The sequence below is a fragment of the Balneolaceae bacterium genome, assembly GCA_034521495.1.
Lineage (GTDB): Bacteria > Bacteroidota > Rhodothermia > Balneolales > Balneolaceae > Rhodohalobacter.
On record JAXHMK010000010.1, the window covers coordinates 148,178 to 163,245 of the forward strand.

A 15,068-nucleotide genomic window follows, 5' to 3' on the forward strand; every position below is an offset into this window, starting at 1 on the left:
TATGATATCTAACGGATTACAATGATTTAGTTGCACATAAAATATTGATTTTTAAAGAAGACTTATATATATTGATAATTAATAACTTAACGACCCTATAGTATTATCACATATTCATGTGAGAGATGAGATTATTCTGAGAGTGAAAGGTGAGTTGGATAAAAAATCACTCTCGTATATCTATGATTGAATCGTCGGCTGTTTTTACGTGATCTGGAGATTTGTGATATTTAATGAGTACTATAATCGTTTATACAAATCGTCCAGAATAGATCTTTTTCTGTAAACGCTGTAGATGGCAGCGATCCAAATGGCACCATGAATAAGAGGAGCAATCCAGTTTATATTGATGTCTAAAAACCCGATGGCAATACCAAAATTAAACATGAATACCCAATGCGCTAAGTAGAACAAAAAATAGAGTGGACCAAGCGTCCCGAAAAAGATAATCGCTGCTTCAGCATACTTATTGTAATTTTCTCCAAAATGTCTGTTTAACGCTCGTTTCCTCTCTTCCGCCTGAAGCTTCTCCCGAAGTTCTCGTTCTGTATTCTTATCCATTTTGTGCAATGTACGGTAATGTAAAAATCATCAGATTTGTCAGGTATTAAAAATTTTCTCAATAACAATCAGAAAATAGATCAAGCACTTCATCTTTCATAGCATGAGTTAAGCATTAAACTTATTTTTTTGAACGTTTTTACCATTATGAACTCCAACGATTCGTGACAGGCTTTGATTCAGGATCACCGTTTTGATTCGAGCTTGGAGATTCTGAGTCAAGCTCAGAATGACCTTATTGACGTTTGCTTCTGCCGCATAAAATTCACGTTACTTTATCAACGTCATCTGACGATTGAATACCACACCACCAGCTCTGAGCCTGTAATAATAAATGCCACTCGCCATCTCTTGTGCATCCCAGGCGATTTCGTATGTGCCGGGAGCTTTGACCTCATTCACAAGCGTGGCAACTCGTTGGCCCATTACGTTGTAAATGTTTAACGTAACATCGCTGGTCTCTGCGATTTCAAACTTGATGTTGGTGGTTGGATTGAATGGATTTGGATAGTTTTGTTCAAGAGTGAATTGGTCCGGGATATTATCGTCAATCAGTCCATCTGGTACATTCGGATTGATGGTAATCAGGAACCGGGCATCACTGACAGCTTTCTCTTTTTGAAATGGTTTGGGATTGAATGGACTAAAAGGTTCTTTGTTGGCAATTTTCGCCCGACTTCCTTCCGCTTCAAACACATAATTGTTTGTGTTTTTTAGGTCAACTGTTCTGTTCAGTTTTGTATCGGTCAGCGTAATTTCCCAATCAGAAGGAATATTATTCATTTCCGGCCAGGAGAGTGTAACCTCGCCGCCCATCAGTGACCAACCAGATTCAACGGCCTCAAACGCCTGTACGTGCAGTGGAATCTCAACTGGATTATACAATTCAACCGGCAAATTGTTGATATCCATCTGGGTGCCTTCAACTTCGGTGGAGAGGGAGATGTAATTGCCGTGATCGAGGGGTGTTAGTTCGTAACCATCTGCAGAGTCTTTTCCAATCAATCCATCAATATTGAAAGAAATATATGCTTCATTGAACATATACTTGTTTTCAGCTCGTAACTGTATTTTTGGAATGTCATTTTTATTTTTTTTATAAAAAGAACCACCTTTAACGGATGCGTTTCTACTCATTTTTAGATCTGGAGAAGGAGTGCTACTACTGTTTATGACCCAAAAAGCCTGAAGCGGAGCTATTAAACCATCACTAAGTGAACCTGTTTGTGGTGAACTGCTCCATGCCCTGTAACTGCCGCTTACTCCTGAGGCCTCTTCATCAGGTGAACCACTGATAGTTCCATAAGAATGATCGTAAACATAAGCTGTACCAGTTAGGTCAGTTTTTGTCAGATCGTCCCAGTCAATAGGCACCAGAAAAGGATTGCCAACCAATGTAGCCGCATCGGAACCTGCATTTAGAGGAGGATCTATGATTCCATTATTTTCTGTTCCAAACATTTCAAGAGTTTTTGGGAATCCATCTGCTGAGCCATCAAAATCATCATCAGAATAGACATATACGATAAAACCTTGTCCGGGAGTCATCTCTCCGATTGTGCCAGTACCATCTAAATCACTGACCCCTTCAAATTGATCAGTACTAACATTATAGAATTGCACATTCGGTTCATCTGTAGAGCTACAACTGGATCCATTATAATCGGCACCACCAGAGCACTGTGTCCAGATATTATTCAACAGATCATGGTATTTATTATCTGATGTAGGAGTAGATAGCATGCGCCAGCCTTCATTTCCTGTAATTTCAACTCTGGGGTGGAAAGCAAATCCGTCGATTCTTGTACCGGGTGAAAACTCAGAAGCATCCTCAGTATCAGCCGTGGTGTGATCTTCGAAAGTTCCAGTTAGATCTGGGCTCCTGGTTTCGGATTCTTGGGTTGCTCCGGCATATATCTCTTCAATGAGTAAATTCCCGGCACCATCCGTTACAGTAATTTTTTCACCACCATTATTTAAACTCAGATTTCCAGCTGTTTGGATAATTGATCCTCCAAAATCACCCGTTGGAGTTCCACCATCAAAAATGACAATTGCCTGATTAGGTTTTAAAATTGTTCCGGCTGGAAACGTGTGTCTATCGGCTGTTTCATCAGATAGTACCCAATTAGAAATATCAATATCTGAACTCCCAATATTTACAAACTCCAAAAATTCATCATCGAATGTATCTACAGTCCCGTCGCCATTTGCATCGCCATCCGGATCGGATAGTATTTCATTCAATACTAAATCTGGTTTTTCAAGAGTCGAAACATTTGCTGAAGGAATTGTACCATCTGTTTTGTAATCTATATTTGATCCCAAATTGGTGTAGGGATAGATTTCAAAATAATACTGTGTATTCGAATCCAATCCCGAAATTGTAGCAGATTCAACTCCTTGTGCTATATTTAAAACCCCACTTCCGTCTGAAAGATCGGTGTCATCTGATTGTTCTGTTCCATCTGAGGGAGCTGTGAATGAACCTGATTCATTAATCAAAATGAGATAATTTTCAGGAGGTGTGGAACCGGAAGCATCGGTCCAGCTTAAATCAATTTCAGATATGCTGGATGAACTTGCACTGAAATTTGTAACATGGTTTGATGGTTCAGGTGTTATATTAGATTCTATCACACTCAGATTGTCAAACCTAAAAATTTCAGATCCTGCATTATTGTCTAATTGTTATACTGACTATATGCATTTGATCCTGAACCTGTAATTCGGTAGTAAAATTTTGGAGTTGAACTTGCTAATCATCGTGTGATTCCATAAAACATCTGGATATCAACTAACACTTGTCATCGACTGTTCCATCATGAAAATGCTTCAGATCTTCCATCGTCATTAATTGCATTATCAACTTCAACATGATAATCAGATGAAGCTTCAAAATCATCTGTCAGCTGCACTGACGTCAATTGCATCAAATGTCAATATTGGTATATCCACTGATACTAAATGATTCGCTTTCCCAAATCACATCTCCACCTACATCTTGAGCTTCAAAAATTTTGTTTTTAACGGCAAAAAAATCATCATTATCAGAAAACTCACCATTTGAAACATCTACATTCCAATCAACTCCAGTTAAATCTAAAGTTGAACCGATTTGTCCTTTACCATTTTCTCCCGAATCAAAATCATCGTTAATAAGTGTAGTCTGCCCGCTCGCACTCCCCAAAAAAGTAAATACCAATAGAAATGAAAATAGAATCGTAGCGATCTGTTTCATAAAGCACCCAGTTAATAGTTAGTCGATGTCCCCTTGATGAGTGGGGATTTCATGCGTGATTTTGTACCCCTACAAATACATGAAATGAAGTCAATCTTAAAAAAATTACAGAAGCACAATAAATTTCATCTCTTAATAAATCAACTCAAATGCTACGATATGCTTAAAAATTAAGAGATTTTAACGGAGTCTTAGCTGTATCCCATCTCTTTTTTGATCTCTCTCGCCAAAATAAGCCGCTGGATTTCGGATGTACCCTCGCCAATCGTCATCAGTTTCACATCCCGAAGAAATCGCTCTACATGATATTCTTTTGTGTAGCCGTATCCCCCGTGGATTTGTATCGCTTCAAGAGCAGCCCGTTCAGCCATTTCGGATGCAAACAGTTTGGCCATCGAAGCTTCTTTGGTAAATGGTTTCTCAAGATCTTTGCTTTTTGCTGCACGGTGAACTAATAATCTTGCTGCGTCAATCTCGGTGGCCATATTTACAATTTTATGCTCAATGGCCTGGAAATCTCCAATGGGTTTGCCAAACTGCTTTCTCTCTTTGGCATATTTCATCGATTCTTCCAGGGCGCCACGGGCTATTCCCACAGAGATCGCACCGATTCCAATTCGTCCGCCGTCCAGCACTTTCATTGTGTCAATAAAGCCTTGGTTCAACTCACCCAAAAGATTCTCTTCCGGCACTTTCACATTATCAAATACAATTTCAGCCGTATCAGAGGTGTTCATTCCCAATTTGTGGATCGGTTCCCCGGGCTGCACGCCGTCCCACTCACGCTCAACAATAAATGCACTGATTCCTTTTGTACCTTTCTCGGGATCGGTTTTGGCAAGTACTATATAGATTTTCCCCACAGATCCCTGTGTAATAAATGTTTTTGTCCCATTCAGAATCCAGTGATTGCCCTCTTTGGTGGCTGTAGTTGATAGATTAGAAGAATCACTACCACTACCGGGCTCGGTCAGACACCATCCACCCAGTTTTTCGCCTTTGGCAAGAGGAGTGAGGTACTTCTTTTTTTGTTGATGGTTTCCAGCCAGGGCGATATGTCCGCTGGCAAGGGACGTGTGAGATGCTACGGTCAAGGCAATGGACGCATCCCACCGGGCAATTTCTTCCAGCGCCAGGCAAAAGCTAACCGTATCAAACCCCGCGCCTCCATATTCCTCGCTGTGATAAATTCCCAGAAGTCCCTGGTCGGCCAGCATTTTGATGATATCGTGGGGAAACTCTTTTTTTTGATCTCTTTCGATTACATCCGGGGCAATATGACGCTCAGTAAAATCACGGACAGAATCGCGAATCATTTGATGATCTTGAGACAGCTCGAATGATAAATCGTTCTTCTTTTCTAATAAATTCAGATTCATGAATAGAGTTATTTTATAGTTTTGGAAACGCTTCCAAAAGATAACGATTTCCAAGTGGAATTCATTTATAAATCCTTAAGGAAATTTCGTTTTGTGAAGGAAAAAATGTGATGGTTCGTTGAAGCTGAAATCAAACTAAGTCATCCGATGAGTGGCTGATCGAAGAATGGGAAACCTGCCGGGTACACTCATCAGATGACTCTTACCATCAGCCTGATTGACTATCCAAAATTCCAGTTGACTCCACGGCCAATCTCCGGATCGGGATATTCCCAACTCACGGCTCCCTGATCACAGGCATACATGCACGTGCCGCACTCAATGCAATCTTCTACCTGGAAATGCACGATACCTTCATCGTCCACAGTATAGCAATTAGCGGGACAGGTATAGGTCGTCGCCTTATGCGGACACGTTGAGTTACAGATATCCGTATCTACCTTAATGTGTGCTTTGATATCCGATTTTGCCTGATTTCGGTAGTTGACGAGGCCGAGCCGTTCGGGGAGATTTAGTAATTTCATAGTTTGCGAATGTGTTTCTATTCAATTAAAGAATGAGTGAAAAGGCAAAACGCAAAGGGCAAAAGTAGTTCCTAAACCATCTTCGAAAGCATTGCAAATACTTCATTAGCTCTACTTTCAAGCTTTTTGATTTCATGAACAGATAAATATTCAAGATTAATAGAAATTTCAACCTGTGAATCTAATTCCACCAAAGACGATCTTGCGATCTGATAAAATCGTTTTCGGTCATTTTCTGATTTTCTTGAAGCTCCTTCAGCAATATTTGATGGAATAGAAACTGCCGATCTTCTAAGTTGAGAGATCAAGCCAAATCGTTCATCATTCGGAAATTTTTCGGTTAAGCGGTAGATCTCTGAAACGAGTTCAATACTTTTCTTATAAACATTTAACTTTTTGTGATTCAGAACTAACATAATTTTAATTTTTTGATTAATGGTTATCTGTATGAACCGATTAATCAATTTTCCTTACAGAACTTTTCACTTTTGCCTTTTGCGTTCTGCCTCATAAAGCTTTCCCACCTTTTATTCCCACTTTCACCAAATCCCACCACGATGCGTGCTTCTTCACTGATTTATTCAATATCGTTCGGGCTTTTTTTGTGGGTTGATTTTTGATGGTGAAGAAATTTCGTCCGAAATCGCAGATCAGATTTGGCATTTTTTGAGTCATAATGGGATCGTGTAGCAGATGAACCGCATCCTGGAAGTTGTTGATGTCTTTCATCACGTAACTGTCATTCAGCGCCTTTTCATATTGTTGCATCGATTGCTCACTGAAATCATTCTTTTCTTTGGATTCTACAATCGTTTCGGCCGCCAGAATTCCGGATCGCATCGCGTAGTCCATTCCTTGAATCGCTTTACCGGCATTCATCAAGAGGTTGGCTGCTTCACCACAAATCAGGAGACCATCTTTGTACAGCTTTTTCGGCATCACTCGCTTATCGCCGGAGGAAACAACATGTGCGGAATACTCCACAACTTCGCCGTCTTTGATAATGTCTGAGATCACCGGGTGTGTTTTAAACTTATTGAGAATGTCGTGCGGTTTTTTCTCCTTTTCTCTCAGATCTTTCACTCCGAGAACCAATCCGAGCGAGATGGTTTCTTTGTTTGTATACAAGAATCCGCCTCCTTCAACTCCATCGGTTGCAAAACCGACAAACTCGTTGCTCATCCCACTTTTGCCGTTCAATTGGAACCGATCTTCAAGCTTTTGTTGATCAAACCGAATAATCTCTTTGATGCCTGTCAGCATGTGATCGGCGGGAACGTAATCATCCTGAAGTCCAACCTGGCGTGTTAACAAATTATTGACTCCCTCTGCGATAATCACTGAATCGGCATAAAACTTCTCATCACCGGTTCGGATTCCGACGGCTTTATCATCCTCCATCAAAATCTCTTCAACCAGAATATTTGTGGCGATGAACGACTCCATTGCAAAATCACTCTCATCAATCGCTTCCTGGACTTTGTCAGCCAACCACCGGTCAAATTTTGATCGCAAAACCACAACGCCGCTGTAGGGAGGCTCGTTGAAATGGGAGGATTTAAAATCAACGGTGAAGCAAGATTTTTCATCCATAAAACTCAATCGCCGGTGATTGATGTACCGCTCCCATCCTCCATCTTCCTTCCAGTATTCGGGAACCAATTTGGCGAGATCATTTCCCCACAACACACCACCGGATACATTTTTGGCACCGGCAAACTCCCCGCGTTCAATCAGCAGGAATTTCATGTTGTTTCGGGCCAGCGTCATCGCAGCCGCCAAGCCGGCAACTCCTGCGCCAACGATGATACAATCAAATTTTTCGTCCATAGGTTTTTAGTTTTTGAGTCTATGAGTTTGTGAGTTGGTGAGTTCCGAATTTTATGATAGCGCGAGCGTCTCGCTCGTGTCTTGAGTAATATTGTCACAAGCGAGACGCTTGCGCCATCTCGATTCCATGTTTTTGAAAACTCACCAACTCACAAACTCCTCAACTATTCCCCTTTATTTTTTTCAACTCTTCAATAAACGGCGGTAAAACTTTATACAAATCACCAACAATTCCGTAATCGGCAATATCAAAAATGGGGGCATCGGGGTCTTTATTAATGGCCACAATTACCTTGCTGTTTGCCATTCCGGCCACGTGCTGAATCGCCCCGGAAATTCCAACGGCAATATACAGTTGAGGGGAAACCACTTTTCCGGTCTGGCCAATTTGCAAACTTGGATCATAAATCCCAGCTTCAGTTAGAGCTCTGGACGCACCAATCGCTCCATTCAGGAGGGATGCCAACTCTTCGACCAATTTCTGACCTTCTTCATCTTTTGCACCTCGGCCCGCAGCTACAACAGTTTCCGCTTCAGAGAGATCAATCTTATCTCCGGTCGCACCGATAATCTCTTTCAGTGTGATTTTCAGATCGCCTTCATCAAACGAAAATGGAATCTCCTTGATTTCTGAATCGCCGGATTTTTCAACTACATCATACGAACCGGATCGGACTGTTAAAATGGTGGGATATCCTGCTGATTCAACGGAAGAGATAATTTTTGCAGCCATCACAGGCCGCTTGGCTTTTACACCATCATTGGTAAGATCAAACTCAGAAACGTCCGCCAATGCCGCCGCATTTTGATTTGCAGCCAATGCTCCCAAAATATCTTTCGAACTTTCGGTGGAGGCAAAGGCCAGAACATCTGGATTAACCTGATCAACAGCCGTAGCCAGCGCCTTCAAAAGAGGAGTATTCAGATGATTTTTAAAGATGGGATCCTCAATCGTGTAGATCGTAGAGGGTCCGTAGGCTTTTACTTTTTCAGCAACTTCGCTTGCGTTAGGATCAATTATCAGAGCGTCTGATTGGTGTCCGTGCTCTTCAGCAAGCTCATTACACCGGGACAAAACTTCCAGTGAGGATCGTTTCAGTTTTCCGTCGTTAACAGAGATATATGTTAGAAGTGTACTCATTCTTAATTCTTTTAAATTCGTTGAATCTGTTTAGATGACGTTCGCTTCCGTATCAAGGAGTTGTGCAACTTTTCGGGCGATCTCATCTGGTTCTCCCTCAAATTTTTCACCAGCTTTTCGTTCCGGTTTCTCTTCGTAGGATGTGATCTTTGTTTTAATTGATTCATCCGAGAGATCAATATCCATATCCGAAACAGAGACTGTGTCAACCGGTTTTCGTTTCGATTGCATAATTCCTTTCAGGCTGGGAATCCGCGGATCGTTCATATCATTGGAGCATGTTACAAGACCGGGGGAGGGAACTTCAATCACTTCCTGTCCGGCATCTCCCTGGCGTTTCACAGTTAATGTGCCGTCAGCCATCTCGAGTCCAACAGCATTCGTGGAGTAGGGGAGGCTTAGAAATTCAGCCAGCATCGAGCCGGTTAACCCGGAGTCTGTATCCTGGGACTGTTTTCCGCAAAAAATGTAATCGTATTCGTTCTCTTTAAAATATGCAGCCAGTAGTTGAGCATATGCGAATGAATCATATGAAATGCCATCTTCGGTGATGATATGAGTGCCCTTATCGGCACCCATCGCCAGCGCTTTTCGAATCGTCTCTTTTGCTTTCTCGGGACCAATCAAAACAACTTCAATTTCATCGATTTCGTGCTCCTCTTGCAGAACCAGAGCAGCCTCCACCGCAGAAGCATCATAGGCGTTTAAAATGTTGCGATCTGAATCCTGAATCAGCCGTCCTTCTTTGATTTGAATGGGTGCATTAACATCGGGTACCTGCTTAATACAAACCGAAATTTTCATACTTGATGTTTCTTTTTAAAAATTGCCGTGGAAACGCTTTTTTGACGTATCAAGAAATATACAAAACAGGATTCAAAATATTTTAGTTTGGATGGAGATTCTATGTAACCATTAGACATGGTATGTCTGAGAAACATATAGAGTTTCATTTACAAGATTAAGTTTGATTTAGTTGATTTATCATTTTAGGCTTATGAGAAAAGACATACCATGTCTCTTTTCAAATATTTAATCCAGACACTCTTATATTACCGCTCAATTTTTAATTGATTATTTAACCATCGCCAGTGAATAACATTTCCATCCAGCAGGGACTCTCCAAATACTGGCTAATTTTTATCCTGGTACTAACGGTTTGCCTTGCACTTTTTTGGACCGGAACCAGTGGATTGGATGAGCGGGTTGTCACGAATCGTTTTTTTCTGTTCTCACTAACCGCTTTGATAGCTTTTTTAACACCATACATTCTTTTTCCGGATCATAATCTTGCGGTCATCCAATTGGGAAATTTTTCTTCCCTCTCATTACGAAATTATTTCTTTAAGAAAATTCTAAGGCTGGTTTGGCCGGTCTATTTATTGATATTTTTGATTTTCTTTGGTGATCTTCATACTCCATTCTCTTTTCTGTTCGAGAAATTTATTCTTTTTGCAGGAAGCCTGTTTCTTTTAAATGGCGTGATTATGGTTTCAATCGTCAGATATTCAAAGAGCGGTAAATCATCTCAATATTGGAAGGAATCGGCCAAAGGAGAGAGACAACAACTATTTTCTGAGTATCTGAAGTATCAGCAAGTTGATCCCAGCTCATTACCAAGTCTGATTAATACAATCATCGTTTTTTCTTTGGGGGCTCTATCGATCGTGATCGGGGCAGTAATACAGCAAAACTTCAGCCTCTATTTCGAGCTGATGTTTTTCCTCATCATATTTATGTACGGAATCTATTTTTTGAAGAAACACTCCTATTCACTTGATCAAAATTTTTATGCATCAGACGCCTTTTTCCGTGAGTTTTTTGGAGATACCGCCGGAGATGATATGGTAATCAGTAAACGTGAAGTTGATCAACTTTGGTGGGTACCTGCCCGGTTAAAAATGCATGTGTGGCAATTTCTTCTGCAGATCGATCGAAAAATTCCGGCGGGAAGAGCGGTTGCCGCAGGTCATGCCGCGGTTTGGTTTATTGCCTATCAAAGACCAGATCCACAATTTTTAACCATCATCTGGATTCTCTTCGCCCTTGCACATCAATTGTTCACCATAATGAGTATTCAACAAGATATGGCCCCTCATTGGATATTACGTTGGATTGATAAGCAATCAATCTGGACACTGAGCCGATTCTGGATGCAACTCCGCTGGCTTGTTCCGCTTTTGTTGAGTATGAACGTCCAATATTTTCTCTTTGGAGTTCCGGGGTTTGCTGAGCAATCTGTTGTCCTGCTGGTTTATCTCCTTAGCGCACTGTTGGTATCTTTTGCAGGAACTGTAAAATTAAAGCAAGATCTCAAAACCTAACGAATGCTTGAACTCAAGAATCTAACGAAGCAATATAAACCCGGCCAGCCGATATTTTCTGATATCTCCCGTACGTTTTCAAAGAGCAAAATTGTAGGCTTGATTGGTCCCAACGGATCAGGAAAAACGACCTTTCTGAGAATTTTATCGGTTAACTCTTTTCCAACATCTGGAGAGGTTCTGTTTGGCAGGCTGAATATTCACGACTCCCCCCATCAATATTTGCAGCATGTTGGGTTAGTTCACGATGAAGAATCTCTGCCGAAACATCTGAGTGCGAGGGAGTTGTTGGAATGGGTGATGAGAAGCCGATCCATTTGGGATGATGATTCCGAAGATAAGATCAACCAAATCTTCGATAAACTTGCTCTTGTTGAACGAAATGAGCCGATTGGAACCTTTTCAACCGGTATGAAAAAGAAAACTCAGATAGCGGCTGCATTTATTGTAGAGCCAAAACTGATGATTTTAGATGAACCACTCCGCGGATTGGACGCCTCTACCCGTGAGATAGTGTTTGATCTCCTGGGCGATGCAAAACAGAATGATAAACTCGTACTTATGTCCTCTCATTCCATGGGTTCTGATCCTGATTTCTTTGATGAGATTATTGAATTTCCATTGAAATAAATAATTTCTTAAAAGAAACAATTATTCATGTTCACGGAATGTTCAAATGCATTTAATCGCTTTAGAAAAATATGAGAGCACTTATTGTTGAGGATGAATCTTTGATGGCCGATGAGTTGGAGGAACAGCTCCTGGATGAACAATTTATAGTTGATCGTGCTGAAACCTTCAAAAAGGGAAAAGAATGCCTGATAGCGGAAGAATATGATTTATTTCTTTTGGACTTAAGCCTGCCGGATGGAGATGGTCTCGATCTATTGAGATTCGTGAAAAAACTATCAGAAGATACGGCTGTAATCATTTTAACCGCCAGGGGAGAGATCGAAGATAAAGTTGCCGGTTTAGAACTTGGCAGTGACGATTATCTTGCAAAACCATTTTCAATGGCTGAATTGAGAGCCAGAATTCATGCGGTATTACGAAGAAAGTTTAAAATCAACGAAAATGAAATATCAGCTGGAAACCTTCTTCTAAATCTGGATCAAATAGGTGTTTCGTATGAGGGAAAGGCACTGGATATTACCGAAACAGAGTATAAGATACTTCGGTATCTGATGCTAAATAAAAATAAGATTATAACCCGTATTTCGCTTGCCGAACACATTTGGGGAAGTAAGGTGGATGATCGATTCTCACTGGATTTTATTAATTCTCACATGAAAAATATCCGCCAAAAATTGTCGAAAGTAAACGCTGATTACCTCATTGAAACGGTTTACGGGGTTGGATATAAACTGGTTGAAAATGAAGCTCAATAATAAAATACTTCTCAGCAATATTCTGTTGTCTGTTATTGTGTTTTTGATAACAAGTATTGGCATGTATTTCCTGATTAAGCAGACAGTTTATGATGAATTGGATAATCATCTTCTTCAACACAAATATGACATCAATACTCAAATCGATGAAAATCCGGCAAGTATGGAGATGCTTGAGCAACTGGGGAATATTATTTCTAATGAATGGATTGAAATAGAACACTACAATGGGACAATTGAACCCAATAAAAATGTATTTAGCACCATAGATACGTTGAGAACAGATCTGGAAAATGCTTCAAGAGAAGAATACCGAAGACTTGTGACTACTGTATCTATGGGAGAAGATATTTACCGTCTAACGCTATATGAAGAGGTTGCTGCCTGGAACCGAATTAGTTCAACGATTCTGTTCACCATTCTTGCTGCACTACTCATCTGGATATTACTTCTCTATTTGATGAACCAAGCTGTTATTAATAGAATATTGTTTCCTTTTTATGAAACAGTTGACACTTTGGAAACCATAAAAAATCCAACACAATTTAACGAGACATTTCCACATTCAGATACCTACGAAATTGATGTACTTAACAATGCATTGAATAGCATGATGATGCAGGTAAAACGATCGTTTGAAGATCAAAAGATGTTCATTCAAAATGCATCCCATGAACTGTTAACCCCCCTTTCTATCATTCGCCAAAAAGCCGAAAAAATATTAACCAACTCAGAAAAAATTGACGAAGAAATTACATCTTCAGCCAGTGAGATTCAACAGACTGCCGTTCGCCTGAGCCGCTTAAGCAATGCATTACTAATGATCAGCCGAATTGAAAATAGGCAGTTCCATTTAAATGATCAGGTGAATATTCGGGGAATTGTTGATGATGTATTAAGAGAACTTGATGATTTTATACTTTTAAAGAACATCAGCATTAACAAAAATATTCAAGGCAATATAATTGTATCAGGAAATCGGGAATTAATTCACTCTGCTATATTTAATGTTGTGCAAAATGCTATCAAATTTTCACCAGACTCGGCTGAGGTATCTATATCTTTTATGAAAGTTGACAACCAACGACCGCATGTAACTATTCGGGACAATGGACCCGGAATTCCCGATTCGTTACTCAGTACCGTGTTTGATCGATTCAAAAAGGGAAAACCGGTTAAAAATAATAACATCGTAGAAAAAGGGAATGGCCTTGGCATGTCGATTGTAAAGAGTATCTGCGATCTGCATGGGTTTGATTGTAGGGCAGAAAACAGTAAAAATAATGGTGCGATAATTACTATTTACTTCTAAATCCATTTTCTCTACAGATTTGCTTTTTAACTTTGATTAATAACTGCTAATGATCAAAGCGAATAAGCAATATGACTCTTTTAGTATTTTTATCTCTTCTCATCTCTCTTCAAATGCAGAGTGCAGATTCGGTAGATGTAAATGATCTTGGTGTTCAAGGTGCACTTGAGATTGCCTATCAGCAGAATCCAAAAATTAACCAGCTGACCTATCAAATCAGAGCCCAGGAACAAAATGAAACTTTAACCATTGGGCTGGATAAACCTGAAATTTCTTACTTCAGAGAGGGTATAGGTGAGGGAATGTTTACTGAACAGAGATGGTCTGTATCTCAGCAAATTCAGTTTCCGTTAACGAGTATTTATCAACACAGGGTAGAACGTTCAACGACGTCATCACTCCGCGAACAGTTAAATGCACTCCAAATATCTGTAAAAGCTGATGTAAAGTCTGCTTATACCAAACTTGCATATGCTATCCGAATTCTGTCTTTAGCTCAGGAGAGGGTCGATCTCTTTGAAGACCTGAGAAGAGCTGCAAGGGCCAGGTCAGATATTGGTGAATCATCCCAAATCGATGCTATTCAAGCGGATCTGCAATTGAGGGAATCTCAAAACAATTTAGAACTGGCAAGTCTGCAATTTATGGATGCCAGGTATAACCTATTTCAAACCATTGGCCTTGGCGAAGATGAACAAACGTACGACATCTCATTTCCTGATACGCTCCAATATACCGAGGTGAATATAGACCAGGAGCTGGTAATGCAGCGACTAAACGAGCATCCAAGAATTAAGATGGTTGAATTGGAACGGGAAGCAACAGAGTATCAAAAAAAGGCAGCAAAAAGTAGTTACCTGCCCGATTTGAACTTAAGCTATTATAGACAGGATTTCGGAAACCAATATGATTTTTACGGATTTGAAGTAGGTGTACAAATTCCTTTGTGGTTTGGAATCGATCAGTCGAAACAGGTTAAGAGAGCGAATGCCAATATTCGGAAAGCCGAATGGAAGTTAAGAGACATCTCTCTTTTGCTGAAAAAACAAGCTGAACAATCTTGGCATGGTTATCAATCGAGCCGAGAGAATATACTGCGTTTTCGTGAGACAATTCAATCACAGTCGGTAGACCTCATCAATATGACACAAACCGGTTACCGAATGGGCGAGTTGGGCTTACTTACCCTTTTAGAAGCTCAGCGAACCTATCTGAGAACACAGGAAGCTTACTACCAAACGCTACGCGATTACTACCTGAGAATTATCGAATTAGAAAGATACTTGCAGGAAGATATCATTTTTAAACAATGAACCTATTATTGCACATCATCATGTTTTCTACGTCCAAATATCATTTACAAAAAAC

14 protein-coding genes are annotated in these 15,068 nt (G+C 40.3%); 5 read left to right on the forward strand and 9 right to left on the reverse strand.

Features of this window, described 5'->3' with window-relative positions; genetic code table 11:
• Window positions 1-240: 240 nt before the first annotated feature.
• The 9 genes from U5K72_09475 to U5K72_09515 form a co-directional block, all read right to left on the reverse strand.
• Window positions 241-561: a hypothetical protein gene (locus U5K72_09475; GenBank protein ID MDZ7719032.1), complete on the reverse strand. Its 321-nt coding sequence runs from the start codon at window positions 559-561 to the stop codon at window positions 241-243.
• A 270-nt stretch (window positions 562-831) separates the two neighbouring features.
• The gene (locus U5K72_09480) at window positions 832-3,201 is read right to left on the reverse strand and encodes a lamin tail domain-containing protein (protein ID MDZ7719033.1); all 2,370 of its coding nucleotides are present in this window, start codon (window positions 3,199-3,201) and stop codon (window positions 832-834) included.
• Window positions 3,202-3,493: 292 nt separating this feature from the next.
• Complete coding sequence (locus tag U5K72_09485; GenBank protein MDZ7719034.1) at window positions 3,494-3,802, reverse strand: hypothetical protein; 309 nt, start codon at window positions 3,800-3,802, stop codon at window positions 3,494-3,496.
• A gap of 191 nt (window positions 3,803-3,993) precedes the next feature.
• A complete protein-coding gene (locus U5K72_09490) occupies window positions 3,994-5,181 on the reverse strand; it encodes an acyl-CoA dehydrogenase family protein (protein MDZ7719035.1) in 1,188 nt (395 codons plus the stop codon).
• A gap of 221 nt (window positions 5,182-5,402) precedes the next feature.
• Complete coding sequence (locus U5K72_09495; protein ID MDZ7719036.1) at window positions 5,403-5,705, reverse strand: 4Fe-4S binding protein; 303 nt, start codon at window positions 5,703-5,705, stop codon at window positions 5,403-5,405.
• Between the two features lie 71 nt (window positions 5,706-5,776).
• Complete coding sequence (locus U5K72_09500; GenBank protein MDZ7719037.1) at window positions 5,777-6,121, reverse strand: four helix bundle protein; 345 nt, start codon at window positions 6,119-6,121, stop codon at window positions 5,777-5,779.
• Window positions 6,122-6,212: 91 nt separating this feature from the next.
• Window positions 6,213-7,535, reverse strand: coding sequence for an FAD-dependent oxidoreductase (locus U5K72_09505; protein ID MDZ7719038.1), 1,323 nt, complete (start codon window positions 7,533-7,535; stop codon window positions 6,213-6,215).
• 160 nt (window positions 7,536-7,695) lie between these two features.
• On the reverse strand, window positions 7,696-8,676 hold the full coding sequence (locus U5K72_09510; GenBank protein ID MDZ7719039.1) for an electron transfer flavoprotein subunit alpha/FixB family protein: 981 nt from the start codon (window positions 8,674-8,676) through the stop codon (window positions 7,696-7,698).
• Between the two features lie 30 nt (window positions 8,677-8,706).
• On the reverse strand, window positions 8,707-9,480 hold the full coding sequence (locus U5K72_09515; GenBank protein ID MDZ7719040.1) for an electron transfer flavoprotein subunit beta/FixA family protein: 774 nt from the start codon (window positions 9,478-9,480) through the stop codon (window positions 8,707-8,709).
• Window positions 9,481-9,767: 287 nt separating this feature from the next.
• On the opposite strand from U5K72_09515, the gene U5K72_09520 reads away from it, so the two are divergent.
• The 5 genes from U5K72_09520 (at window position 9,768) to U5K72_09540 (ending at window position 15,013) form a co-directional block, all read left to right on the forward strand.
• A complete protein-coding gene (locus tag U5K72_09520; GenBank protein ID MDZ7719041.1) occupies window positions 9,768-11,000 on the forward strand; it encodes a hypothetical protein in 1,233 nt (410 codons plus the stop codon).
• Between the two features lie 3 nt (window positions 11,001-11,003).
• Window positions 11,004-11,630 (forward strand): ABC transporter ATP-binding protein, encoded by a 627-nt coding sequence (locus U5K72_09525; protein ID MDZ7719042.1) that lies wholly within the window; start codon window positions 11,004-11,006, stop codon window positions 11,628-11,630.
• 71 nt (window positions 11,631-11,701) lie between these two features.
• Window positions 11,702-12,388, forward strand: a complete 687-nt coding sequence (locus U5K72_09530; protein ID MDZ7719043.1) for a response regulator transcription factor — start codon at window positions 11,702-11,704, stop codon at window positions 12,386-12,388.
• Complete coding sequence (locus U5K72_09535; GenBank protein ID MDZ7719044.1) at window positions 12,375-13,700, forward strand: HAMP domain-containing sensor histidine kinase; 1,326 nt, start codon at window positions 12,375-12,377, stop codon at window positions 13,698-13,700. The genes U5K72_09530 and U5K72_09535 overlap by 14 nt, the downstream gene beginning before the upstream one ends.
• A gap of 71 nt (window positions 13,701-13,771) precedes the next feature.
• A complete protein-coding gene (locus U5K72_09540) occupies window positions 13,772-15,013 on the forward strand; it encodes a TolC family protein (protein ID MDZ7719045.1) in 1,242 nt (413 codons plus the stop codon).
• Window positions 15,014-15,068 lie beyond the last annotated feature (55 nt).